This is a genomic window from Anaeromyxobacter oryzisoli, assembly GCF_022690765.1.
Taxonomy (GTDB): Bacteria; Myxococcota; Myxococcia; order Myxococcales; family Anaeromyxobacteraceae; genus Anaeromyxobacter; species Anaeromyxobacter oryzisoli.
The window spans coordinates 1-22,889 of the sequence record NZ_JALCZA010000042.1 but is presented as its reverse complement, the minus strand read 5'-3'; the positions used below and the strand labels follow the sequence as shown (position 1 = coordinate 22,889).

The 22,889-nt window shown below is 74.7% G+C and carries 22 protein-coding genes, 1 tRNA gene and 1 pseudogene; 16 read left to right on the top strand and 8 right to left on the bottom strand.

Translation table 11 applies throughout. From position 1 onward, the window contains the following. The first annotated feature begins 1 nt into the window (after position 1). From MNZ27_RS14120 to MNZ27_RS14065, 12 genes are all read left to right on the top strand, one after another. The gene (locus tag MNZ27_RS14120) at positions 2 to 1,132 is read left to right on the top strand and encodes an LptF/LptG family permease (RefSeq protein ID WP_242394723.1); all 1,131 of its coding nucleotides are present in this window, start codon (positions 2 to 4) and stop codon (positions 1,130 to 1,132) included. Next, positions 1,129 to 2,211, top strand: a complete 1,083-nt coding sequence (locus MNZ27_RS14115) for an LptF/LptG family permease (RefSeq protein WP_242394722.1) — start codon at positions 1,129 to 1,131, stop codon at positions 2,209 to 2,211. The genes MNZ27_RS14120 and MNZ27_RS14115 overlap by 4 nt, the downstream gene beginning before the upstream one ends. Before the next feature lie 76 nt (positions 2,212 to 2,287). Continuing rightward, positions 2,288 to 2,923 carry an L-threonylcarbamoyladenylate synthase gene (locus tag MNZ27_RS14110; protein ID WP_242394721.1) on the top strand — a complete coding sequence of 212 codons (636 nt, stop codon included), beginning with the start codon at positions 2,288 to 2,290 and terminating at the stop codon, positions 2,921 to 2,923. Positions 2,924 to 2,935: 12 nt separating this feature from the next. Further along, the gene (locus tag MNZ27_RS14105) at positions 2,936 to 4,282 is read left to right on the top strand and encodes a DUF1015 domain-containing protein (RefSeq protein WP_242394720.1); all 1,347 of its coding nucleotides are present in this window, start codon (positions 2,936 to 2,938) and stop codon (positions 4,280 to 4,282) included. Positions 4,283 to 4,354: 72 nt separating this feature from the next. Beyond that, on the top strand, positions 4,355 to 5,380 hold the full coding sequence (gene hemB / locus MNZ27_RS14100; RefSeq protein ID WP_242394719.1) for a porphobilinogen synthase: 1,026 nt from the start codon (positions 4,355 to 4,357) through the stop codon (positions 5,378 to 5,380). Continuing rightward, complete coding sequence (locus tag MNZ27_RS14095; protein ID WP_242394718.1) at positions 5,377 to 5,628, top strand: DUF4177 domain-containing protein; 252 nt, start codon at positions 5,377 to 5,379, stop codon at positions 5,626 to 5,628. Before hemB ends, MNZ27_RS14095 begins: the two co-directional genes overlap by 4 nt. Positions 5,629 to 5,630: 2 nt before the next feature. Further along, positions 5,631 to 6,170: an RDD family protein gene (locus tag MNZ27_RS14090; protein ID WP_242394738.1), complete on the top strand. Its 540-nt coding sequence runs from the start codon at positions 5,631 to 5,633 to the stop codon at positions 6,168 to 6,170. A 72-nt stretch (positions 6,171 to 6,242) separates the two neighbouring features. Beyond that, complete coding sequence (locus MNZ27_RS14085) at positions 6,243 to 8,411, top strand: D-alanine--D-alanine ligase family protein (RefSeq protein ID WP_242394717.1); 2,169 nt, start codon at positions 6,243 to 6,245, stop codon at positions 8,409 to 8,411. A 135-nt stretch (positions 8,412 to 8,546) separates the two neighbouring features. Beyond that, positions 8,547 to 9,719, top strand: coding sequence for a DmpA family aminopeptidase (locus tag MNZ27_RS14080; protein WP_242394716.1), 1,173 nt, complete (start codon positions 8,547 to 8,549; stop codon positions 9,717 to 9,719). A gap of 144 nt (positions 9,720 to 9,863) precedes the next feature. Further along, on the top strand, positions 9,864 to 9,971 hold the full coding sequence (locus MNZ27_RS14075; RefSeq protein WP_242394715.1) for an aminopeptidase: 108 nt from the start codon (positions 9,864 to 9,866) through the stop codon (positions 9,969 to 9,971). A 174-nt stretch (positions 9,972 to 10,145) separates the two neighbouring features. Continuing rightward, positions 10,146 to 10,469 (top strand): hypothetical protein, encoded by a 324-nt coding sequence (locus MNZ27_RS14070; RefSeq protein WP_242394714.1) that lies wholly within the window; start codon positions 10,146 to 10,148, stop codon positions 10,467 to 10,469. A 10-nt stretch (positions 10,470 to 10,479) separates the two neighbouring features. Beyond that, positions 10,480 to 10,552 (top strand) — tRNA-Ala (locus tag MNZ27_RS14065). 70 nt (positions 10,553 to 10,622) lie between these two features. Here the strand turns inward: MNZ27_RS14065 and MNZ27_RS14060 are convergent. Further along, positions 10,623 to 11,492, bottom strand: a complete 870-nt coding sequence (locus MNZ27_RS14060) for a c-type cytochrome (protein WP_242394713.1) — start codon at positions 11,490 to 11,492, stop codon at positions 10,623 to 10,625. Between the two features lie 392 nt (positions 11,493 to 11,884). Between MNZ27_RS14060 and MNZ27_RS14055 the strand changes: the two genes are divergently transcribed. Further along, a complete protein-coding gene (locus MNZ27_RS14055) occupies positions 11,885 to 13,597 on the top strand; it encodes an ATP-binding protein (RefSeq protein WP_242394712.1) in 1,713 nt (570 codons plus the stop codon). Positions 13,598 to 13,603: 6 nt separating this feature from the next. On the opposite strand, the gene MNZ27_RS14050 is transcribed toward MNZ27_RS14055, so the two are convergent. After that, positions 13,604 to 15,283: a hybrid sensor histidine kinase/response regulator gene (locus tag MNZ27_RS14050; protein WP_242394711.1), complete on the bottom strand. Its 1,680-nt coding sequence runs from the start codon at positions 15,281 to 15,283 to the stop codon at positions 13,604 to 13,606. 202 nt (positions 15,284 to 15,485) lie between these two features. Here MNZ27_RS14050 and MNZ27_RS14045 point away from each other — a divergent pair, with 202 nt between their 5' ends. Beyond that, positions 15,486 to 16,772: an ATP-grasp domain-containing protein gene (locus MNZ27_RS14045; protein WP_242394710.1), complete on the top strand. Its 1,287-nt coding sequence runs from the start codon at positions 15,486 to 15,488 to the stop codon at positions 16,770 to 16,772. Between the two features lie 92 nt (positions 16,773 to 16,864). Here MNZ27_RS14045 and MNZ27_RS14040 read toward each other — a convergent pair whose 3' ends face one another. The 6 genes from MNZ27_RS14040 to MNZ27_RS14015 form a co-directional block, all read right to left on the bottom strand. Then, a complete protein-coding gene (locus tag MNZ27_RS14040; RefSeq protein ID WP_242394709.1) occupies positions 16,865 to 17,335 on the bottom strand; it encodes a hypothetical protein in 471 nt (156 codons plus the stop codon). A 108-nt stretch (positions 17,336 to 17,443) separates the two neighbouring features. After that, positions 17,444 to 18,814, bottom strand: coding sequence for a CUAEP/CCAEP-tail radical SAM (seleno)protein (locus MNZ27_RS14035; protein ID WP_242394708.1), 1,371 nt, complete (start codon positions 18,812 to 18,814; stop codon positions 17,444 to 17,446). Positions 18,815 to 18,833: 19 nt separating this feature from the next. Beyond that, positions 18,834 to 19,112, bottom strand: coding sequence for an oxidative damage protection protein (locus MNZ27_RS14030; protein WP_242394707.1), 279 nt, complete (start codon positions 19,110 to 19,112; stop codon positions 18,834 to 18,836). A 189-nt stretch (positions 19,113 to 19,301) separates the two neighbouring features. Further along, entirely contained in the window at positions 19,302 to 19,508 is a 207-nt protein-coding gene (locus MNZ27_RS14025; RefSeq protein ID WP_242394706.1) for a helix-turn-helix domain-containing protein, read from the bottom strand. Between the two features lie 102 nt (positions 19,509 to 19,610). Beyond that, entirely contained in the window at positions 19,611 to 20,348 is a 738-nt protein-coding gene (locus MNZ27_RS14020) for a response regulator (protein WP_242394705.1), read from the bottom strand. Between the two features lie 56 nt (positions 20,349 to 20,404). Beyond that, a complete protein-coding gene (locus tag MNZ27_RS14015) occupies positions 20,405 to 21,631 on the bottom strand; it encodes a molybdopterin molybdotransferase MoeA (RefSeq protein ID WP_242394704.1) in 1,227 nt (408 codons plus the stop codon). 109 nt (positions 21,632 to 21,740) lie between these two features. Between MNZ27_RS14015 and MNZ27_RS14010 the strand changes: the two genes are divergently transcribed. Together MNZ27_RS14010 and MNZ27_RS14005 are read left to right on the top strand one after the other, a co-directional pair. Continuing rightward, entirely contained in the window at positions 21,741 to 22,556 is an 816-nt protein-coding gene (locus MNZ27_RS14010) for a TIGR00266 family protein (RefSeq protein ID WP_242394703.1), read from the top strand. Between the two features lie 16 nt (positions 22,557 to 22,572). Then, positions 22,573 to 22,889, top strand: a pseudogene (locus MNZ27_RS14005) (hypothetical protein); the annotation flags it as partial.

The following is a 22,889-nucleotide window of genomic DNA, read 5'->3' as shown; positions in this document are numbered from 1 at the left end:
GGTGCGGCTCCTCGACCGCTACCTCGCGAAGGAGATCCTGCTCCCCTTCGGAGCGGCGCTGCTCTTCCTGACGCAGCTCCTCCTGGCGACGCAGATCCTCGGGCAGGCCAAGGTCCTGTTCGGCTCGGGCGTGTCGCTCCGCGACGTCGCCCTCGTGATCCTGGCGCTGCTGCCGTACTTCCTCGGGTTCGTCCTCCCGATCGCGTTCGTGCTCGGCGTGGTCGTCGGGGTGGGCCGGCTGGCCGAGGATCGCGAGGTGGTGGCGCTCGGGGCCGCCGGGATCTCCCCCACCCGGCTCGTCCGCGTCCCGCTCGTGCTCGCGGCGATCCTCGCCGTGGTGGGCGGGTGGCTGTCGCTCTCGGTCGAGCCCGCGGGGCTCCGCTTCGCCCGCCAGCGGATGAACGACATCGTGAAGCGGAACGTGATGAACGACGTCCGCGGCGGGACGTTCTACGACCAGATCCCGGGCTACACGCTCTACGCGGAGCGCGCGAGCGGGGGCCGCTGGGAGAACGTCCTCATCAGCGACCGCTCGAACCCCGGCGCGCCGGTGCTCGCGCTGGCGCGGCGCGGCCGGCTCGCCCCCTTCGGCGATCAGCAGGACGTGCAGCTCGTGCTCGAGGACGGGGAGGCGCACCGCGAGCTGGAGCAGCCGTCGGCGGAGGGCGCGGACGAGTACGCGCTCGCCGAGTTCTCCGGGGCGCGGATGCTCATCGGCCTCGGCACCGCGCTCACGGATCGGAACGGCGTCTCGCGCTCGTCCCGCGAGCAGACGATCGGCGACTACCAGCGGCTCGCCGCCGAGGCGCGGGCGCAGGGCAAGGAGCTGGAGGCCCACCGCTGGGAGGGGTTCCTGCAGCGCAAGTTCTCCGCCGCGCTGGTGCTGATCCCGTTCGCGTTCATCGCCGTCCCCCTCGGCGCGAACCGCCGCGGCGGCCGCGCCTTCGGCGTCGGGGCGACCTTCCTCGTCATCGTCGCCCACTACCTCCTCCTCCGCGGCGGCGAGGTGCTGGTGCAGCGCGGGAGCCTCTCGCCGATGGTCGGCCTCGAGCTGCCGAACGCGATCCTCGGCGCGGTGGGCCTCCTCCTCGTGGGCCTCATGGCTCACCGCGGGGCGGGGGCGGTGCGGTGATCCTCCTCCGGTACGTCGCCTGGCGGACGCTCGGCGCGTTCCTCGGCGCCCTGGTCGGCGTGGTCGGGATCTTCCTCGCCGTGGACTTCGTGGACAACGCCGCCTCGTTCACCGGGCCGGGCTGGTTCCCCGCCGTCCTCGAGCTGTACGCGAACAAGGCGGCGGGGGTCGTCTACCTGGTCGCCCCGGCCGCGATGCTGCTCGGCGCGTCCATCGCGACCTCGACGTTCCGGCAGACGCGCGAGTACACGGCCATGCGGGCCGTCGGGCTCGGGCCGTGGCGGATCGCGGTGCCGATCCTCGCGGTCGCGATCCTGTCCGGCGTCGCCCTGGTCGTCCTGAACGACGTGGTGGGCGTGCGCGCCGCGGATCGCGCCGAGGAGATCACCGCGAAGCGGTTCGGGCGCGGCGGCGACCTGCGGAGGTACCTGGCGGCGCGGGAGCCGAAGCGCTGGTTCCGGGGCCAGGACGGGCGGCACGTCTACCACCTGCGCGGGAACCTGCCCGGCGGCGGCTTCGAGCGCGCGACGATCCTCGAGCTCTCGCCGGAGTTCACCGTGGCGCGCCGGATCGACGCCGCGCGGATGCGGCCCGAGGGCGACGCGTGGGTCCTCGAGGACGTGCAGGACCGGCGCTTCGAGCTGGACGGCCGGATGACCCTGGAGCAGGCGCCGGCGCGCCGCTACCGCTTCGACGAGCCGCCGGAGTCCTTCTCGGTCGTCCCGGGGCGCCCGGCCCAGATGCGCTGGCTCACGCTGCTGCGACAGATCGCGATCCGCCGCCACCTCGGCCTGCCGGTGGTCGAGTTCGAGCTCGAGCGCTACGGCCGGCTCGCGTACCCGTTCGCCGCCGTCCCCGGCGTGCTCCTCGCCGTCGCCCTCGCGCTCCGCGCGAACCGCAAGGGCCACGTCGCCGTCGCCCTGGTGGAGGCGGTCGGCGTGTCGCTCGTGTTCTGGTCGCTCCAGGGCGTCGGGGAGGCGCTCGGGATGTCCGGCCGCCTCACGCCGTGGCTCGCCCAGTGGGGGCCGAACCTCCTGCTCCTCGTGGTGGGCGTGGTCGTGGTGCGCCGGGCGCGGTGACGCGCGAGACCGCGCGACGCAGGCGCGCCCTGGCCCGCCCGTGCGCGCGCCCGTTCGGGCGTTAAGATGGCGGAGGATGGAACCCGAGCTCGCCAGTCGCGTCGAGCAGGCCGCCGCGGTGCTGCGCGCGGGCGGGATCGTCGTGTACCCGACCGAGACCTTCTACGGGCTGGGGGCGCTCGCCAGCGCGGGCGAGGCGCTCGAGCGGCTCGCCCGTGCGAAGCTCCGGCCGGAGGGGAAGCCGCTCCCGCTCGTCGCGGCGGATCGGGCCCAGGTCGCGGCGGTGGCGCGCCTCGAGGGCGCCGCCGTCCGGCTGGCCGACCGGCTGTGGCCGGGTCCGCTCACGATCGTCCTGCCGGCGCGACCCGGAGTGCACCCCGCCATCCACGCGGGCACGGGCACGGTGGCCCTCCGGATCCCCGGCAGCGAGGTCGCCCGCGCCCTCGCCGCGGCCGCGGGGGGAGCCCTCGTCTCGACGTCCGCGAACCTCTCCGGCGGTCCGCCACCGGACCGCGTCGCGGCGCTCGATCGGACGCTCCGGGGGCGCGTCGACCACGTGCTCGACGCGGGCCCGACGCCCGGCGGGCTCCCCAGCACGATCGTGGCGGTCGAGGGGGACGCCGTCCGGCTGGTGCGGGCCGGCGCGGTCGCGTTCGAGGCCGTGCTCGACGCGCTCTCACGTCGCCTTGCACCGGACGGGGCCGTGATCTAGGGTCCCAGCCCCATGGCGGAGATCGTCCCCTTCCGCGGCACCCGGTACGCAGCCTCTCGGGGGCGGGCGCTGGGGCTGCTCCTCGCTCCGCCGTACGATCTCGTCTCCATCGAGCAGCGCGACGAGCTGCTCCGCCGGAGCCCGGACAACGTGGTCCACGTCACGGTAGGTGAAGACCGCCCCGGCGACGGCCCCCTCTCCAACAAGTACACGCGCGCGGCCGAGCACTGGGCGCGCTGGCGGCAGCAGGGGATCCTCCGCCGCGATCCGGCCCCGTCGTTCTACCCCCTCGAGCAGAGCTTCTGGGCCCCCGACGGCCGGCACGTGCGGCGGCGCGGGTTCATGGCCGCGGTCCGCCTCCACGCGTTCGGGGAGGGGGTCATCGTCCCGCACGAGAAGACGCTCGCCGCGCCCAAGGCCGACCGCCTCGAGCTGCTCAAGGCGGTGAAGGCGAACCTGTCGCCGCTGCTCGGGCTGTACCGGGACGAGGCGCGCGCCACCGCCCGCGCGTTCGACGAGTTCACCGCGGGGCACGAGCCCGCCGCGGAGGTGGACACCGACGACGGGGTGCACCACCGGCTCTGGCGCGTGGACGCCCCGGAGGCCGTCGCGGCCTTCCGGGCGCTCACCGCGAGCGAGCGGATCATCATCGCCGACGGTCACCACCGGTACGAGACCTGCCTCGAGTACGAGCGGCTCCTCGACGCGGCCGAGCCGACCCTGCCCCGCGACGGGGGGCACCACTACGCGCTCTTCTTCCTCTGCCCCATGAGCGATCCGGGGCTCATCCTCTTCCCGACGCACCGGCTGCTCTTCGGCCTCAAGGACTTCTCGCTCCCCGCGTTCCTCGAGGCGCTCTCGCGCTTCTTCACGGTCGAGACGCTCCCGGAGGACCTCCACCGCGCCTCCGGGCGGGCCTGGGCGATCTCGAGGCTCGCCGAGCACGGCGGCAAGTCCATCGCGTTCCTGATGGTGACGCACGAGGACCAGAAGGCGCGGATCCTCACGCTCCGCGACGACGCGGACCTCGAGGCCGCCGAGCTCCCGAGGAACGACACGCTCCGCGCGCTCGACGTGACGGTGCTCCACGGGGCGGTGCTGCAGCACCTCCTCGGCCTCTCGCCGAGCGCCGTCACGAACCAGGAGAACGTCACCTACGTCCGCGACGCGGGGGAGGCCGTGAACCGCGTCCTCTCGGGCGAGCACCCGGTCGGCTTCCTGCTGAACCCGACGCCCATGTGGCAGGTCCAGGCCATCGGGGACGCGGGCGAGACGATGCCGCAGAAGAGCACCTACTTCTACCCGCGCCTCCAGTCCGGCCTCGTCATGCGCGAGGTGGACCCGCGGGAGGCGCCCTAGGGGCGCCCCAGGGACCGGCCCCGCGCCCTGGCGCGCCTTCACTGTCACGCCCGAGTGCGCTAGAAGACGCACATGCCCTTCCCCCAGGAACGCCCCCGCCGCATGCGCCGCACCGAGGCCCTCCGCAGCCTCGTGCGCGAGACGCACCTCGCCCCCGACGACCTGATCTGGCCGCTGTTCGCCGTCCCCGGGGAGCGGGTCCGCAACCCGGTGAAGAGCATGCCCGGGGTCTTCCAGCTCTCGGTGGACGAGCTCGTGGCCGAGGTGCAGGAAGGGTACGAGGCGGGCGTCCGATCGGTGATCCTCTTCGGGATCCCGGAGCACAAGGACGCCCAGGGCACCGAGGCGTACGCCGACGACGGCATCATCCCGCAGGCGATCCGGGCCCTGAAGGAGCGGGTCCCGGGCATGGTGGTGATGACCGACGTCTGCATGTGCGAGTACACCGACCACGGCCACTGCGGGATCCTGAAGGCGCCGCGGGCCGGCGGGCCGGGCCAGGACCTCGGGGTGGACAACGACGCCACCCTGCCGCTCCTCGCGAAGGAGGCCCTCGCCCACGCGAAGGCCGGCGCCGACGTCGTGGCGCCGTCGGACATGATGGACGGGCGCGTCGCCGCGATCCGCGCGACCCTCGACGAGGCCGGCTACCAGGACGTGCCGATCCTCTCCTACGCCGCGAAGTTCGCGGGGGCGTTCTACGGACCGTTCCGCGACGCCGCCGAGAGCGCGCCGCGGGAGGGGGCGGGCATCCCCAAGGACCGCAAGGGCTACCAGATGGATCCCGCGAACTGGCGGGAGGCGCTCCGCGAGGTCGAGCTCGATCTGGCGGAGGGCGCGGACATGGTGATGGTGAAGCCCGCCGTGCCGTACCTCGACATCCTCCGCCTCGTCCGCGACCGGGTGAACGTCCCGACCGCCGCGTACCACGTGTCCGGCGAGTACGCGATGATCAAGGCCGCCGCGGAGCGCGGCTGGATCGACGAGGACCGGGTGGTGCTCGAGACGCTCCTCTGCTGCCGGCGCGCCGGCGCGGACCTCGTGCTCACCTACTACGCGAAGCACGCCGCCCAGCTCCTCTCGGGGAAGAAGCGGTGACGTCCCCCCTCCGGCGGGCACCGGGTGAAGCGGACCCTCCGCCCGTCCAGGGGTACAAGGTCGTCGAGGTCTCGCCGGTCGCCGACGAGACGCTCGAGCGCGCCCTGAACGAGTGGACGGCCGAGGGGTTCTCCTTCGAGTCGATCCACTTCGTGATGCGCGAGGGCTCGCACCGGCCGGCGCTCGCGTACCTGTTCTTCGTGCGCGGAGAGCCGCCCGGCCGGGCGCCGAGCGTCGGGCGGGGGTGACGATGCGCGATGCGCGGCCAGAGGGGAGCCCGTATCCGAAGGCGGACCTCACGCTGCGGGGGCTCGCCCGCCTCGTGGACTTCACCATCGCGTTCGCGCTCGCGCAGATCTACCAGCTCGGCCCCATCCTCGCGGCGACGTACCTGCTCGTCGCCGACGGGCTGTTCCAGGGCCAGTCCGTCGGCAAGAAGGTCTTCGGCGTGCGCGCGGTGGTGGTGCCCCGACGCGCCCCGGCCGGCTACTACGAGTCGATGCTGCGGAACGCGTCCTTCGCGCTCGTGGCGGTGTTCTGGTCCGTGCCGCTCCTGTGGCCCGTCCTGTTCGTCGCCGGCGTGCCCATCGTCGCGTTCGAGGCGTACATGATCTTCACCGATCGCCTCGGCATCCGCATCGGCGACATCTTCGCCGACACGCAGGTCGTGGACGCGAAGGTCCTCGCCAAGGGAGACGTCGTGGCCACCGACCTCGGGGCGGGCGTCACCCCGGCGCCGCCCCCGCCCTCGGCGAGCGCCTCCCGCGCCCCGCAGCGCGCGGCCGCATGAAGCCCCCACCACGCCGCTCCGTCGTCCGACGAGGTCGCGCCCGCGCCGCGGGGCGGCCGAGGTCCGTCCGAGATGCGCATCGCGCTCACCCATAACCTCCGCCTCTCCGACTCCGAGGACGAGGCCGAGTTCGACACCCGCGAGACCGTGGACGCCCTCGCCGCCGGCATCGAGCGGCTCGGCCACCGCGTCGAGCGGATCGAGGTCTCCGGCCCCGCCTCCCGCACCGTGGCGCGCCTCGAGGCGTTCGGGCCGGACCTCGTCTTCAACACCGCCGAGGGGCGGCGGGGGCGCTTCCGCGAGGCGTTCTTCCCGGGGCTCTTCGACGAGCTCGGGATGCCGTACACCGGCTCGGACGCCTACGCCCTCGCCCTCACGCTCGACAAGCAGCTCACGAAGCTCGTCCTCGCGCAGCACGGGGTGCCCACGCCGCGCTGGCAGTACCTCGAGGACGTCCGGCACCTGCAGGTGAACTCGCTCCGCTACCCGGTCATCGTGAAGCCGAACTTCGAGGGGAGCTCGAAGGGCATCACGCAGGACTCGGTGGTCGAGGATCCGCTCCGGCTGCACGAGGTGGTCGCGGAGGCGCTGGCCCGGTATCCGGCCGGCGTGCTCGTCGAGGAGTTCGTGGTCGGGCGCGACGTCACCGTGCCGTTCCTCGAGGCGGCGGCGCCGGAGCGCAACGGCGTCCTCCAGCCCGTCGAGTACGTGATCGACGAGGCCGCGGCCGGGGAGCGCCGGTACGCGATCTACGACTACGACCTCAAGACGCGGCTCGACCGCCTCGTCGCGGTGCGCGCGCCCGCCAGGGTGCGGCGGCACCAGGCCGAGCGGATCCAGCGGATCTGCGAGGACGTCTACCGCCAGCTCGGGATCCGCGATCTCGGCCGGATCGACCTGCGGCTCGGCGACGACGGCCAGGTCCACTTCCTGGAGATCAACGCGCTCCCGTCGCTCGAGCCCGGCGCCGGCATCTACGCCGCCGCCGCCCTCGAGGGGCTGCACGAGGACGCGGTGCTCGGGGCGGTGATCCGGAGCGCCGTCGAGCGCTGGGGGATCGTGGAGCGGAACGCCCGCCGGGGGCGCCCGCGGCGGACCGAGCGGCTCAAGGTCGGCTTCAGCTTCAACGTGAAGCGGGTGGCGCCGGATCCGTCGGGCGAGCAGGACGACGAGGCCGAGTACGACTCGCCGAAGACGCTCCAGGCGATCCGGGAGGCGATCACGAGCTGGGGCCACGAGGTGGTGGACCTCGAGGCGAGCCAGGATCTCCCCGTGGTGCTCGCCTCGACGCCGGTGGACGTGGTGTTCAACATCGCCGAGGGGTTCAAGGGGCGCAGCCGCGAGGCCCAGGTCCCGTCGCTCCTCGAGCTGCTCGACATCCCCTACACCGGCTCCGATCCCGCCGCGCTGTCCGTCTCGCTCGACAAGGCGCTCGCCAAGCGGATGGTCCGCACGCACGGGATCCTCACGCCGGACTACACGGTGCTCCACACCGGCAAGGAGCGGCTCCCGCGCGAGCTGTCCTTCCCGCTCCTCGTGAAGCCGGTCGCCGAGGGGACGAGCAAGGGCGTGACGCGGAAGTCCGTCGTCCGGGACGAGGACGAGCTCCGGGACGTCGCCCGCGAGCTCATCTCGAAGTACCGGCAGCCGGCGCTCGTCGAGAGCTACGTCGCGGGGCGCGAGTTCACCGTGGGCCTCCTCGGCGAGCGCCGGCCCCGCGTGCTCCCGCCCATGGAGATCGTGTTCCTCGACGCGTCCGACCCGACCCCGATCTACTCGTTCGAGATGAAGCAGGACTGGAGCGAGGAGATCCGCTACGAGGTCCCGGCGAAGCTCTCGCCGAGGGAGCTCGACCGGCTCGAGCGGGCCGCGCGCGAGTGCTTCACCGCGCTCGGCTGCCGCGACGTGGCGCGGCTGGACTTCCGGATGGACGCCGAGGGACGCATCTACTTCATCGAGTGCAACCCGCTGCCCGGGCTCTCGCCCGGGTGGTCCGACCTCGTGCTCATCGCCCAGGCGGCGGGGATCGAGTACCGCGGGCTCATCGGCGAGATCCTCTCGTTCGCGATCCGCCGGTACCAGGAGCGGGAGCGCGAGCGCGAACGGGCGCGCCGGGCCCAGGCGGCGGCGGAGCGCGAGCACGCGGCGGCGCACCCGGGGAGCTGCGCGGGCCAGGGCGACGTCCACGCCGCCGCGGGCGCGCCCGCGCCGCGGCCCGACGGCGACCCCCACGCGCGCTGAGCCGGCGCGGAGCAGGCAAGCCTCGCGTGAGGGAGGCCCTCGGTCGCGCCGTGCCGGCCTGCGGGCCGGGGCCCCGCCCGGAGGTCGGGCGGGTTATCGCTTCGCCCGCGGCCGCCGCGGGGCTAAGCCTGTCTCATGCCCGAGACCCGACCCCTCCCGCAGCACCGCTGCCGCGCGCGCGAGCTCGGCATCTCGCTCGGACGGTTCCAGCCCGGGCGGTGGAACGCCATCACCGACGTCGCGGGGGTGCGCGTCGGCCACTCGACGATCATCCGCGGGGCCGGACCGCTCGAGGTCGGCGAGGGACCGGTCCGGACCGGCGTGACGGCGATCCTGCCGAACACCACCAACGTCTTCGAAGACCGCGTCGTGGGCGGCGGCTTCGTGCTGAACGGGGCCGGCGAGGTGTCCGGCATGACCCAGCTCCTCGAGTGGGGGCTCGTCGAGACGCCGATCTTCCTCACGAACACGCTCTCGGTCGGCGCGGTCTCCGACGCGGCGGTGAAGTGGATGGTGGAGCGGTACCCCGGGATCGGCGGCGAGCAGGACGTGATCATCCCGCTCGTCGGCGAGTGCGACGACTCCTGGCTGAACGACATCGCCGGGCGGCACGTGAAGGCGGAGCACGTGTACGAGGCGCTCCGCACCGCGAGCGACGGCCCGGTGGCCGAGGGGAGCGTCGGCGGCGGCACCGGGATGATCACCTGCGACTTCAAGGCGGGGATCGGCACCTCGAGCCGCGAGCTCCCCGAGGCGCTCGGCGGCTACACCGTCGGCGTCCTCGTCATGTCCAACTTCGGCGTGATGCGACAGCTCCGGGTGGGCGGGCTCCCCGTCGGCGAGGTCCTCGACGCCCGCTACCGGGGCGGGGGGCGGCGCACCACGAGCTACGGCTCGATCATCGCGGTGATCGCCACAGACGCCCCGCTCGCCACCCACCAGCTCAACCGCGTCGCGAAGCGGGCGGCCCTCGGCATCGGGCGGGTCGGCTCGTCGGCGATGCACGGGTCCGGCGAGATCGTCCTCGCCTTCTCCACCGCGAACCAGGTGCCGCGCGAGACGCGGAAGATGGTCTACCGGATGAAGATCCTCCTCGACCCCCGGCTCGACCCGCTCTACGAGGCCGTGATCGAGGCGACCGAGGAGGCGATCCTGAACGCGCTCTGCATGGCGCGCGATCTCGAGGGCGTGAACGGGAACCGCTCGCGGGCGCTGCCGCTCGCCGACGTGAAGGAGCTCGTCTCCGCCTGGCAGGCGGAGAGCGCCCGGCAGTCCGCCCGGCGGCCGGGCTCGACGCGGAAGACGTGACCGTGGTCGCGCCGTCGCGGCGGGGCGACGGTGGCGCGCCGCCCCTCGCGCTCCACGCGCTCCACGAGATCGACCGGAGCGTCGCGGCCGGCGGCGTGATATGACGGGTCGCCCCCGAGATCGGGGTCCTTTGGAGGAGAAGGCATGGCCAACTCGAAGAGCAAGCACATCCGGATGAAGAGCCGCCGCCGTCAGCAGTGGAAGGCGCGGAAGGACCGTCAGAAGGCCGCCGCGAAGGCCGGCAAGAAGTAGCCGCCAAGAGGTGGCCGCGAAGGCGGCGGCGGGTCCGGCTCGACCGGATCCCGCCGCGTGCCGCTCCGCTCCGCGGGCGCGGCGAACGGGTCGCGATCCGGCGCGCGACGGCGGGCGGGAGGGCGCTCGAGCAGGCGGCAGAACGGCCTTGACGGCGACTCCGGCCCCGGGTTAATGAAGCGCTCCCTCGCGACGCCCCGGTGGGCCGGGAGGGCAGGCAGGAAGGTGAAGCTCATCGAGGCGGTGCGGGACCGGGTGGTCCTCCGGTCCCAGATCATGAAGCGGAAGCTGGATCGCTCCGCGACGCGCCGGGATCTGGACGGCGCGCTGCGGAACCTCGGGGAGCGATACCGGGCGCTCGTGAAGGCAGGTCGGGTGGAGATCCCCGGCGAGCTGGAGCGGGCGATGGAGCAGGTGGCGAGCATGGAGCAGCGGCTCGCCGAGCAGGACCGGAGGATCGCGGAGCTGGAGCGCGAGAGGCCGGGCTGGACGACATAGCAGCACCCAAGGGCCCGTGGCGCAGCTGGGAGCGCGTCTGAATGGCATTCAGAAGGTCACCGGTTCGATCCCGGTCGGGTCCACTCAGTAACGAACAGTGAAATGGGCGGTCGGCGAGAGCCGACCGCCCGTTTCGTTTGGACCCGCCGGGCGCTACGGCTTCGCGGCGGGACCGCCGCGCGGCGCGGGCGGCCACGTCGGCGCCCGGATCACCTGCTTGCGGACGTTCGAGTTGTAGACGCCGGCGCCGTCCGGCGCCGGGAGGTGCGCCTCGAGGTCGAAGTCGGGGCGCGGCTGCGCGTCCACGTACGCGGCCACGTTCACCGCGTCCTGCTCGCTCAGCGACGGGTCGTCGGGCGGCATCGTCGCGCGCAGCCACCCGGCGAGCTTCCCGACGTTCGCGAGCCCGGCCCCCGCGTTGTAGGAGCGCGGACCCCAGACGGGCGGATCGCCTTGCCCGTCGGCGCCGTGGCAGGAGGCGCACCGCGCCGCGTACGCGGCCTTGCCGGCGGGGAGGCTCACGCGCGCCGGCGAGAAGTCGATCGGCGGGATCGAGTACGGGCCGAGCGGCGCCTCGTCGTTCATGCGCATGGGCAGGCCGGTCGAGAGCCAGGTGAGATAGGTGGTGATGGCCACCGACGCCCGGCTGCCGTTCGGCGGCCGACGCCCGTTCATGCTGCGCATGAAGCAGTTGAGCACCCGGTCCTCGAGCGTGATGACCGCCTTCTCGCGCGGCGACCAGGCCGGGTAGGCGGTCGCCACTCCTACGAGCGTCGACGCCGACCCCGACGCGGGATGGCACGACGCGCACGACAGCGCGCTGGGAGCGTACGCCTTGGTCAGCGGGTGCGTCGCCGTCTGCTCGAACAGGAGCTTCCCGAGCTTCACGGTCTCGCCCAGCTCGCCCCCCGGCAGCTCCGTGGGCGGCGCCGGCGGGCGGCGGGCCGCAGCCGGGCCGCCGGCGCCGCCGGCGCCGAGCAGCGCGGTGAGGAGTGAAGCGGCGATCGCGCTCGTCGTGGACATGGCCTTTCCTCGGGTCGGCTCGAACGGCTCGGCCGTCCACCGGGGCGGCCCGCGGAGGTTTGTCGCTCCTACGACCAAGAATTTCCAGGCCTTGACCCGTCCGGACCGCGTGGGCTCCTCGTCCGGCCACCCGCGACCCGGCGCAGCGCGCGCCTGCGCGAGCCGGTGCAACCCCGATCGCGGCCGCGGCTCGAGCCGGACCGTTCCCCTCATGACGCGGGGAGGTCGCGGGGGTCGTCCTCGTGCCGCACGAGGCGACCGCTCCCGGAGCCGGGGAGGCGTGCGGGGAGGGAGGCGGCGATTTCATGCACGGTGAACGCGACTTTCGGTTTAGCGTGCCCTGGTCACCGAAGGTGCGCCGGGCTGACGGCGCACGGGGGAGGGCCACGGCGATGACGGGCGGACTCGGTGCGATCGCGTTCGCTTTCCTGAGCGGCGTCGGCGGCGGGATCGCGCTGATGCTGCGCGCGCGCGGCAGGAACGCCCGGCGCGTGCGCGAGGCGCAGGAGGCGCTTCGCGCCTCCGAGAACCGGCTCCGCTGGGCGATCGACGCGACGAGCGAGATCGTCTGGGACTGGGACCTCGTGCGCGACACGGTCTATCACCCGTCCTGGGCGCAGACGTACGGGTTCCCCGAGGAGCGGACGCCGCGGACCGGCGAGGCGCTCGTCGCGTTCGTCCACCCGGAGGACCTGCCGGCGTTCCAGCGCGAGCTGACGAAGGCGGTGGACGGCGCGGTGCCGGCGTTCGAGGTCGAGCACCGGATGATGACCGGCTCCGGCGAGTGGAAGTGGATGCTGGGACGCGCCCGCGTGGTCGCCCGCGACGCCGCGGGGAACGCGACGCGCATCGTGGGCACCTGCACCGACATCACCGAGCGCAAGCGGATGCTCGCGCGGCTGCAGATCGCCGACCGGATGGCGTCGATCGGGACCCTCGCGGCAGGCGTCGCGCACGAGATCAACAACCCCCTCGCCTACGTGATCGGCAACATCCAGTACTCGCTGGCGCGGCTCGAGGCCCTCGCCGGCGACGGCGCGTCGGCCGGCGTCGCCGGCGAGGCCGTGCGCGAGTGCATCAGCGCGCTCGGCGACGCGCAGACCGGCGCCCATCGCGTGCGCGACATCGTGCGCGACGTGAAGCTCTTCTCGCGCGGGGAGGACGAGCGCCGGGCGCCCGTGCCGGTGGACCGCGTGCTGCGCGCGGCGCTGGCGCTCGCGGAGAACGAGCTGCGCCACCGCGCCCGCGTGGTCCTCGACGTGGCGGACGTCCCGCCGGTCCTCGCGAACGAGTCCCGGCTCTCGCAGGTGTTCCTGAACCTGCTCGTGAACGCGGCGCAGGCGATCCCGGAGGGGCACGCGGACCGGAACGAGGTCCGGCTCACCGCCCGGAGCTCGGGCGGCAAGGTGGCCGTCGAGGTCCGCGACACGGGCTGCGGGATCGCGCGGGAGCACCGCAAGCGGCTCTTCGACCCGTTCTTCACGACGAAGGCGGTCGGCGTCGGGACCGGGCTCGGGCTCCCGATCTGCCACGGCATCGTGACCGCGCTCGGCGGCGAGATCGAGGTCGAGAGCGAGCAGGGGAAGGGCTCCACCTTCCGCGTGCTCCTCCCCGCGGCCCGGGAGGAGCACGGCGCGCCGCGCGCGGTCCAGCGGGAGCAGCGCAGCGAGCCGCCGCGGCGGTCGCGACCGGCCGGGCCGGACCGGCGCGTCCTCGTCGTGGACGACGAGGTCCGCTTCTGCCGCATCTCCGAGCGCGTGCTCGGGACGGAGTACGCCGTCACGGCGCTCCCCGACGCGAGCGAGGCGCTGCGGCGCATCCGCGCGGGCGAGCGCTTCGACGTCGTCATCACCGATCTCGCGATGCCAGTGCTCACGGGGATGGAGCTGCACGACGAGATCGCCCGGCTCGACGCGGAGCTCGCGGAGCGCATGCTCTTCGTCACCGGCGGCGTCTTCACGCCCGTCGCGGCGGAGTTCGTCTCACGCCACCCCGACCGCGTGCTGGAGAAGCCGGTCGATCCCGACGCGATGCGTGCGGCGGTCACCCGGGTGATGGAGCGCCCGCCGCGCGCCGCCCTCGGCGGGGCCGCCGCCGTGCGGTGACCGCCGTCACGGACGGGCGAGCTCGTCCACCGCCTCGCAGATGCGGTCGAGCTCCACCGGCTTCACGAAGTGCGCGCGGAAGCCGGCGTCGGCCGACGCGCGCCGGTCCACGTCCTGGCCGTAGCCGGTCACCGCGACGAGCGCGAGGCCGGCGGTGGCGGGGGCGTCCTGGAGACGGCGCGCGAGCTCGTACCCGTCCATCACGGGGAGGCCGATGTCGAGCAGCGCGACCCGCGGCCGGACCTCGCGCGCGAGGGCGAGCGCGGAGGCGCCGTCGAAGGCGACGTGGACCTCGTGCCCGCGCGAGCGCAGCGCCTCGGCGAGCAGCTCCGCGGCGTCCACGTTGTCGTCCACCACGAGGAGGCGGGCGGGGCCGGCCGCCGGGGCGGGCTCCTCCGGCGCGCCGGCGGCCGGCGCCGGGTCGCCGGGGGCGTCCTCGGCGAGGGGGATCCAGAAGGTGAAGGTGCTGCCGGCGCCCGGCCCGCCGCTCTCCGCCGCGATCCGGCCCCCGTGCAGATCGACGAGGCTCCGGGCGATGGCGAGGCCGAGCCCGAGGCCGCCCGGCGAGCGATCCAGCGCCCGCTCGCCCTGGACGAAGGGATCGAACAGGTGCGGGAGGAGGGCGGGCGAGATCCCGATCCCCGAGTCCTGCACCGCGATCCGCGCCATCGCGCCGTCGGCGGCGGCGTGCACCGCGACCCGGCCGCCGGGATCGGTGTACTTGGCGGCGTTGGTGAGGAGGTTGGCGATCACCTGCGCGATGCGCGCCGCGTCGGCGCGGACCCGCAGGCCCGGCGCGATGTCGAGGGAGAGGGCGTGGCGCCGCTCCTCGACGAGCGGGCTCGCCGTCTCGACCGCGCGCGCGACGATCTCCTCGATCCCGACCGGCCGCGGCTCGAGCCGGACCGTGCCCCGCGTGACGCGGGACACGTCGAGCAGGTCGTCCACGAGCCGGACGAGGTGCGCGACCTGCCGCTCGACCACCTCGTGCTCGTGCGCCGGGAGCGCGTCGCCCCTCCGCTGCCGCATGAGCTGGAGCGCCGTGACGATCGGGGCGAGGGGGTTGCGCAGCTCGTGGGAGAGCATCGCGAGGAACTCGTCCTTCGCGCGGCTCGCGACCTCGGCCTGCTCGAGCACCTCCTCGAGCCGCGCGCGCGCCGAGCGCTCCGCGTCGCGCAGCCGCGCGCGGTCCAGCGCGGCGCCCATCAGCCACCCGAGCTCGTCGAGGGCGGCGCGGTCCCCTGCGGGGAACGGCCCCGGCGCCTCGAAGCCGAGGGCCGCAGCCGCGAGGACGCCGCCGGGCGTCCGGACGGGGAAGGCCGCGAGCGCGGAGGAGCACGGCGGGGGACACCCGACCGCGGCGAACGCCTCCAGGACCGCGGGGCGATCCTCCGCGTACGCGGCCTGCCCGGAGCGGTAGACCGCGGCGACGGCGAGCGAGGAGCCGAGCGGCACGTACGAGCCGCCCTCGCCGAGTTCGGGGTGGAGGCCGGTCGCCGTGACCAGCAGGTGCTCGCCGTCGTCCGCCGGGGTCGCGAGGAGCGCCGTCACCGCGCCGGTCGCGGCGCGGACGTCCTCCAGGAGGACTCGGGTGACGTCCGCGGCGGAGGCCGTCGCGGCGAGGCGGGTCGCGATCCGCGCTCCGTCGAGCGCGCACTCCAGGTCGTGGACGCCGCCATCCGTCATGATCGAGGTCCCCCGACGCGCGCACACAGAGTAGCGCCGTCCCCGTGGGCGAGTACCGGACCTCGATGGGCCCGCGCGATCGCGCCGCGTGCTCCCGATGGGCTCGACACCTGCTCGGGCGCGGAGGCGGTCCGGCCCCTTCGCGCGTGGCGCGCTCGGGGGAGGGTTGCCTCGCTCCCGCCGCCCCGGCATAAGAAGCGCCGTGCCCAACCGCGACGGCGCGCTCCTGCTGCTGGTCCCCACCACGAGCTACCGCCTCGACGACTTCCGCGCCGCGACCCGGCGCCTCGGCGTGCCGCTGGTCGTGGGGAGCGACCGCTGCCATCGCATCGAGGACGCCTTCGGTCCCGAGCAGGACCTCCTCTCCCTCGACTACCGGCGCCCCACGCGGGCCGCGGAGCAGATCGCCGCCGCCGCCCGCGATCGGCCCATCCGCGCCATCGTCCCGGCGAGCGACTCGACCGCCGTGATCGCGGCCCTGGCGGCGGAGCGGCTCGGGCTGCCGTACAACCCGCCCGACGCGGCCCGGCGCGCCGGCGACAAGCACGCCTCCCGGGTCGCGCTCCGCGACGCCGGGCTCCCGGTCCCGCCGTTCGCGCTGCACGACCTCGACGCCGACCCGGAGGCGGCGGCGCGCGCCGCGGCGTACCCGTGCGTCCTGAAGCCGCTCATCTTCTCCGCGAGTCGGGGGGTGATCCGCGCGGACGAGCCGGCCGGGTTCGTCGCCGCTTGGAGGCGCGTCGCGGCGCTCCTCGCCTCGACCCGGGCGGAGCGGCGGGCGCGCGAGGACGGAGCGGACCGGCGCATCCTCGTGGAGGGGTTCGTGCCCGGCGCTGAGATCGCCCTCGAAGGGCTGCTCCGCGGCGGCGCGCTCGAGGTGCTGGCGCTCTTCGACAAGCCGGACCCGCTCGACGGGCCGTACTTCGAGGAGACGATCTACGTCACGCCGTCCCGTCACCCGGCGGAGGTCCAGGCCGAGGCGGCGCGGGTGATCGCCGCGGGCGCCCGGGCGCTCGGGCTCGTCGAGGGGCCGATCCACGCGGAGCTCAGGCTGTCCCCGGCGGGACCGGTGATCCTCGAGATCGCGGCGCGCTCCATCGGCGGCCTCTGCTCGCGGACGCTCCGCTTCGGCGCGGGGCTCACCCTCGAGGAGGTGCTCGTCGCCCACGCGATGGGGCTGCCGCTCGAGTCGCTCCGGCGCGAGGCGCGCGCCTCGGGCGTGATGATGCTGCCCATCCCGCGCCGGGGGATCCTGCGCGGCGTCGCCGGGGTCGAGGCGGCCCGGGCGGTCCCGGGGGTCGAGGACGTGGTGATCACCGTGCCCGAGGGGCACGAGGTGGTCCCGCTCCCCGAGGGCGACAGCTACCTCGGCTTCGTCTTCGCGAAGGGCGAGGCGCCGGCCCAGGTCGAGCGGGCGCTCCGCGACGCCCACGCCCGGCTCGTCTTCGACATCCGCGCGCCGCTGTTCACCGGCTCGCCCACTGCATGATCGACGCGGGCACGTCCCGCACCGGACCCTTCGATGAGCCAGGCCCACGCTCGCACTGGAGACGTTCGCGTGTGCGATCCCACCCGCTCGGCCTAGGCTGGCGGTCGAGAGCGGGACATCGCGATCAGATGCCGATCTGGAGGGCTCGTGTCGTCCTCGCCCTCGAAGAGCAGCGCGACGCCCGACGCGGTACGGACCTCATCCGTGTTCGCGTTCCAGGCGTACTCGGTCGTCGTGCAGGGCATCCCCGCTCTGGACAGCTCGGCGAGAGCGGCGTCGCGCCGGAGCGCGCTCGAGATGATCCACGGGTCGAGGTCGACATTCCGCCCGCCCTGCGGAGCGTCCAGGGAATCGTCGTCCGAGTGGATGAGGAAGACCGCGTCGTCCCGGTCGAAGTGGAGCTCGATCGAGCCGTACTTCCAGACCTGCGCGACGCGCTTCCTGAAGTAGCCCTCGTCGTCGGGCGGCCCGAGTGCTGCGGCGACGGCCGCGCGAGCCATGCCGAGCTCGACGGGGCCGAACCGCCCCGTGAGCAGGAGCTCCTTCAGCGAGATCCGGACCATGCACCGTCCACGCTACCGCAGCCCGAGCGGTCCTGGGCGCCTTCACGACCCGTTCTCTTCACTTGAGTCTGTCCCTCCGAACTGGAAGGATTTTGTCGTCGGCTCCGCTCAACAGAACCACGACTCGGTGAGCCGCGGGACGCGCCGCTGGTCGGGGGCGAGCACGCGGACGTGCCGGTGCGGGAGCCCGGCGGCGGCCCGGACCAGCGCCGCCATCCGCGCGAGCGTCTCGAGCGGCGGCTCGCGCCGGGCGGCGCCAGCCTCGGCCTCGGCGGCGAGCCGGTGCTGGAGCGCGTCCATCCGCGGGTCCGGGTGGCGCCAGCGCCAGGTGAGCGCCTCGCGATCGAGCCCCTCGAAGAGGATCCCGGGATCGCCCTCGAGGAGCGAGCCGGGGGGGACGAGGAGCCGGATCGAGAGCTGGACGGGATCGAGGTGCCCGAAGAGGCCACGGCTCTCGAGGACGTCCACGAGGTCCACGAGGTCCTCGAGGGTGCTCCACGGCGAGAAGGGGAGGAGGGACGGCCGCAGCGGCACCCCCGCGGCGGCGCAGAGATCGAAGGCCCGGAGCGCGTCGGCGCGGGTGTGCCCCTTCGCGAGCCGGTCGAGCACGCGATCGGAGAGCGACTCCACCGCGGACGTCACGAACACCGCGCCGAGGGCGCCGAGCTCGGCGACCACCTCGGGGAGGCGGACGAGGTGCTCGACCTTGGCCGTGAAGTCGAAGCCGAGGCCGGGGAAGCGGGCGTGCAGCGCCCGGGCGATCCGGAGCGCGTGCCCCGGGCCGTTCAGGAAGTCGGGATCTCCGAAGGTGACGTGGCGCGCGCCGGCCGCGACCTGCCGGGCCACGTCCTCGAGCACCGCCTCCGCCGGGATCGCCACGAACCGGCCGCGGTAGAGCGCGGGGATGGGGCAGTGACGGCACCGGTGCTTGCACCCGCGGGTCGCCTCGACGTACCCGGCGAGCCGCTCGCCGCCGTCCGCCGCGACGAGCCGCGCGTAGCGCTCGAGGGGGAGCCCCGCGCGGCTCGGCACCGGGTACGCGAGCCGCGCGGTCCGGGCCGCGGCGCCGCCGCGCCAGACGAACGAGGCGAGGTCCTCGCCGCGCTCCAGCGCGCCCGCGAGCTCCACGAGGGCCTCCTCGCACTCGCCCCCGAGCACCGCCCGCGCCCCGGCCTCGACGAGGAGCTCGGCGTGGAGCGGCGCGTAGAGCCCGTGGAACCCGATCACCGCCCCCGGGTTGAGGGCGCGGACGCGGGCGGCGGCCTCGAGGCCGAGCCGCAGCGCGGTGTGCATCGGGACGGACAGGAGGACGAGCCTGGCCGCGCCGGCGCGGGCGGGGTCGAGGGGCTCGACGGCGAGATCGAGGGCGGCCGGGTGGAAGCCGGCGCGCTCGAGGAACGCGCGCGGCAGGGAGATCCCGTGCGGCGCGTGGCCCAGCTCGTAGGTCGAGAGGAGGAGGATGTCGCCCGGGCCGCGCACGGGGCCTCGGCGCGGCGGGCTAGCCCTTGGACGGCGGCGGCCGGAAGTCGGGCGGGAGCTGGGCGTTCTCCCCGAAGAAGAACTGCTCCGCCTGCTCGAACAGGATCTCGGTCGTCCGCGGATCCGCGGGGGAGAGCCGGTACTCGTTCAGGATCATCTTGAAGTGCTCGAGCCACAGCTTCCAGGCGTCCTGGGAGATGTGGTCGTAGATGCGCTGGCCGAGCTCGTTCGGGAACGGCTTGAAGGTGAGGCCCGGCAGCTCCCGTCCGAGCTTCTTGCACATCACCATGCGCGCCATTCCGCCATCCTTTCGGGGGATCCGCTCCGTGAGATGGCGGGAAACATAAGCGATCTCGGCCGCGGATGCCACGCGGACCGGCGCGGGCCGTGCGGCCCTCGCGATCCGGCGCGGGCGCGGCGTAGAGCCGGCGACCCGCTGCGCGCCAGGTGGTCTGACCCGCGCGGCCCCCCCGCGCCGCGCGGGGTCCTACGACAGCAGGGACGTCGGCGAGACCGCCAGCGCCTTCGCGAGCGACTCGAGCGTGTCGAGCGGCGGGGTCCGCTGACCGCGCTCGAGCATGGAGATGTACGACACGGAGAGGCCGGCCTTGGCGGCCAGCGCCTCCTGGGAGAGCTTGCGGCGAAGTCGCTCGCTCTTGAGGTTCACGGCAAACTTGTCTGCGAGTGCGGCCATCGGTCGCTCCAGGGATGTCACGGTTGGTGCGCTGCGGATTCCGCAAATGGCACTGTGCGGCTTCCGCACGCGGAGAGAAATACCACCTCCGGGGCGAGGAGGCTACGAACTGGCTGTCCCCTGTTTCCGCGACCTGGAGGGAAGGGGCACCTGGTATCGCGCGAGCAGGCGGCGCAGGGCGAAGTAGGACACCCCGAGGCTGCGCGCGAGCCCGCGGGAGTCGCCGTCGAACAGCCGCGCGGCGGCGGAGAGGTACTGGCGGGCCGCCTCGGTGAAGGGGAGGAGATCCTCCCGGGCGATCGGGGGGCGGAGCCCGGGGACGGACCGGAAGAGCTCGGCCGAGAGCTGCGCCAGGCGATCGCGGGCCGCCCGGAGCTCGAGCTCGCTCCGCTCCACCACGCGCGTGAGGCAGCGGCGGTCGATGGCGAGCTCCAGCGCGCGCTCGAACGCGGCGAGGTCCGGCTCCTCCCGGCAGCTGTGGAAGAAATCCGCGCCCGCGAGGATCGCGGTGCTCGCCTCGGAGCCGGGCGCCGACCTGCGGAAGGCCAGGATCGCGAGGCGTGGGGCGCGGGCGCGGAGCGCCTCGACCACGGCGAGGCCGCTGGGGCGCTGGATGGAGAGGTCCACGACCGCCGCCGTGAAGCGATCGCCGGCCAGGCGCAGCGCCTGGCGGCCGCTGCCCGTCACCACGAGCCGGAACCGACCACCTCGGCCGGGGGCCCCGGCCGCGCGCCCCGGCGAGGTGCCGAGGTGGCGCAGGATCTCACGGTACGCGCGGTCCTTGACGAGGAGGAGGACGGTCTGGTCCGGACGACCCGTTCGGTCACGTTGCGTCAACATGTCCGCCTGTGTAGCACGGACAATCGGTCACATCACCATTCGTGATGCGTACCAGATCAGGACGGTCGCGGGCGGGGCGTCCCGACCAGGACGGCCGCGACCCGCGCGCCCCGGGCGAGGCGCTCGCGGCCCGGCGGGAGGATCGCGAGCGCGTCGTGACCGGTGGTGGACGAGAGGTCCCCGCTCGCCTGGGTCCGGAGCGGCTCGAGCTCGAGGTCGCCGCCGGCGCGCGGGCGGGCGCGGCAGCGGAGGTACACGGTCAGGTCGGCCGGCTTCTCCTGCGCCACGGCGAGCCGGCCCTGGACGTGGACCCGGCCGTCGCCGGGGAGGCCGGCGAGGGCGCGAAGCGCGGGCCGGACGAACAGCTCGAACGTGACGAGGGCGCTCGCGGGGTTGCCGGGGAGCCCGAACACGGCCGTCCGGTCCCACAGCCCGAAGGTGAAGGGCTTCCCAGGCCGGATCGCGACCCGCCAGAAGTCGAGGGTCGCGCCCGCACGCTCCAGGGCGCCGCGCACCAGGTCGCGCTCGCCCACCGAGACGCCGCCCGCGGTGACCAGCGCGTCGAGGCCGCGCGCCGCCTCCAGCGCCCGCGCGAGGCTCGCCGCGTCGTCGCGGGCCACGGGGAGGAGCACGGGATCGGCGCCTGCCTCGGCGGCGGCCGCGGCGAGGGCGACCCCGTTCGTCTCGACGAGCTGACCCGGGCCGGGCACCTGCCCGGGCGACACCAGCTCGTCGCCCGTCGGAAGGATCGCGACCCGGGGGCGGCGCCGCACGAGCAGCTCGGTCCGGCCGACGCCCGCCGCCAGCCCGAGGGCGCCGGGGTCGATCACGGTGCCGGCCGGGAGCGCCTCCTGGCCGGCGCGGACGTCCGAGCCGCGCCGCCGGACGAAGCGCCAGGGCACCGCCGGGCGCCGGAAGGTCGCCGCCCGTCCGCTCCGGCGGACCTCCTCCTGCATCTCCACCGCGTCCGCGCCGGCCGGCAGGGCGCCGCCCGTGAAGATCCGGCAGCAGGCGCCGGCGGGGAGCGGCCCGGGGGCGGGCCGCCCCGCGAACACCTCGAACGCCACCGGCAGCCGCGCGCCGGCGCGGGCGGCGTCGGCCGCGCGGAGGGCGTAGCCGTCCATCGTCGAGGCGTCGAAGGGCGGGAGCGTGCGCTCGGACAGCAGGTCCTCGGCGAGGGCGCGCCCGAGCGCCGCCGGCAGCGGGAGGCGCTCGGCCGCGAGGGGCGACAGCGGAGAGAGCGCGGCGAGGATCCGGGCGCGAGCGGTGTCCGGAGTGAGCACCGCCTGCTTATACACCCGCCCCGGGCCGCCGCCCGCCGTCGCGCGGGGCAGCCGCCCTCGTCACCTTGCGCCCCCCGGCGGTCCGGGCGGCGTGTACACTCGTCCCTTCATGCGCTGCCCGACCTGTGAAACCGAAGTCCCCGCCGCGGCGACCTGCGGCGCCTGCGGCGCGCCGCTCCGCGCCGCCTCCTCCGACGGCGCGCTCCGCTACCAGATCGCGGGGGGGACCGCCTTCGCGAGCGCCCGCGTCGAGCTCGCCGCCGGTGAGTCGGTCCGCGCCGAGGCGGGCGCGATGATCTCGATGAGCGGGAACGTCGACCTGCAGTCGCAGCTCCAGGGCGGGCTCGCCGGGGCGTTCAAGCGGCTCGTCACCCGCGAGTCGCTCTTCGTCTCCACGTTCACCGCCCTCGGCGGGTCGGCGGAGGTGCTCCTCGCGCCCTCCGTCCCCGGCGACGTGATCGGCGTCGAGCTCGCCGGGCGCGCGCTGCTCGTCCAGTCCTCCTCCTGGCTCGCCTCTTCCCCCGAGGTCCAGCTCGACACGCAGTTCGCGGGCTTCCGCGGGCTGTTCGCGGGCGAGGGGCTGTTCTTCATCCGCATGAGCGGGCGCGGGACCGCGCTGCTCTCCTCCTACGGCGCGATCGTGCGCCGGCCGCTCCCGCCCGGCGCGCGGTACGTGGTGGACACCGGTCACGTCGTCGCCTTCGACGCCGGCATGCCGTACCAGGTCCGGAAGGCGGCCCGGCGCGGCTGGCTCCGGTCGATGCTCTCCGGCGAGGCGCTCGTGGCGGAGTTCGTCGGCCCCGGGGAGGTCTGGCTCCAGACGCGCAACCTCCAGGCGCTCGCCGGCGCGCTGTTCCCCCTCTTCCCCTCGCAGCAGGCGGGCGCCGGCGGCTCCGGGCTCGGCCTCGGCGGGCTGTTCGACTAGGTCTCCGGAGACGACGATGCGCGACGACGACGACAAGCAGGGCCGGCGGCGCGAGGCGCTGCTCGAGGAGCTGCGGCGGGCCGAGGGGCGGCTGCTCTCCCTGCGCGAGCTGATGACCCGGACGAAGCTCCACCCCGGCGAGCGGACCGAGGCGAAGCGCACGCTGCGCGAGCTGGCGGGCGAGGGGGTGGTGGTGCGCGACGGCAAGCGCTTCGGCCTCGCCGGCGCCCGGCCCCGCGGCGACGGCTCGCCGCGGCCGGGCGGGCCGTCGGCGCTGCTCGCGCCGCGCCCCCGCGCAGGGTGGGACGCCCTCGAGGAGGCCGGGCCGGAGCG

What these genes read in the sequence shown, in the direction of transcription:
- MNZ27_RS14020 (WP_242394705.1), bottom strand. Translation starts at nt 20,348, where the DNA reads ATGTTGACGCAACGTGACCGAACGGGTCGTCCGGACCAGACCGTCCTC.
- MNZ27_RS14055 (WP_242394712.1), top strand. Translation starts at nt 11,885, where the DNA reads ATGACGGGCGGACTCGGTGCGATCGCGTTCGCTTTCCTGAGCGGCGTC.
- MNZ27_RS14025 (WP_242394706.1), bottom strand. Translation starts at nt 19,508, where the DNA reads ATGGCCGCACTCGCAGACAAGTTTGCCGTGAACCTCAAGAGCGAGCGA.
- MNZ27_RS14050 (WP_242394711.1), bottom strand. Translation starts at nt 15,283, where the DNA reads ATGACGGATGGCGGCGTCCACGACCTGGAGTGCGCGCTCGACGGAGCG.
- MNZ27_RS14060 (WP_242394713.1), bottom strand. Translation starts at nt 11,492, where the DNA reads ATGTCCACGACGAGCGCGATCGCCGCTTCACTCCTCACCGCGCTGCTC.
- MNZ27_RS14030 (WP_242394707.1), bottom strand. Translation starts at nt 19,112, where the DNA reads ATGGCGCGCATGGTGATGTGCAAGAAGCTCGGACGGGAGCTGCCGGGC.
- MNZ27_RS14070 (WP_242394714.1), top strand. Translation starts at nt 10,146, where the DNA reads ATGAAGCGCTCCCTCGCGACGCCCCGGTGGGCCGGGAGGGCAGGCAGG.
- MNZ27_RS14010 (WP_242394703.1), top strand. Translation starts at nt 21,741, where the DNA reads ATGCGCTGCCCGACCTGTGAAACCGAAGTCCCCGCCGCGGCGACCTGC.
- MNZ27_RS14085 (WP_242394717.1), top strand. Translation starts at nt 6,243, where the DNA reads ATGCGCATCGCGCTCACCCATAACCTCCGCCTCTCCGACTCCGAGGAC.
- MNZ27_RS14040 (WP_242394709.1), bottom strand. Translation starts at nt 17,335, where the DNA reads ATGGTCCGGATCTCGCTGAAGGAGCTCCTGCTCACGGGGCGGTTCGGC.
- MNZ27_RS14080 (WP_242394716.1), top strand. Translation starts at nt 8,547, where the DNA reads ATGCCCGAGACCCGACCCCTCCCGCAGCACCGCTGCCGCGCGCGCGAG.
- MNZ27_RS14110 (WP_242394721.1), top strand. Translation starts at nt 2,288, where the DNA reads ATGGAACCCGAGCTCGCCAGTCGCGTCGAGCAGGCCGCCGCGGTGCTG.
- MNZ27_RS14075 (WP_242394715.1), top strand. Translation starts at nt 9,864, where the DNA reads ATGGCCAACTCGAAGAGCAAGCACATCCGGATGAAGAGCCGCCGCCGT.
- MNZ27_RS14090 (WP_242394738.1), top strand. Translation starts at nt 5,631, where the DNA reads ATGCGCGATGCGCGGCCAGAGGGGAGCCCGTATCCGAAGGCGGACCTC.
- hemB (WP_242394719.1), top strand. Translation starts at nt 4,355, where the DNA reads ATGCCCTTCCCCCAGGAACGCCCCCGCCGCATGCGCCGCACCGAGGCC.
- MNZ27_RS14105 (WP_242394720.1), top strand. Translation starts at nt 2,936, where the DNA reads ATGGCGGAGATCGTCCCCTTCCGCGGCACCCGGTACGCAGCCTCTCGG.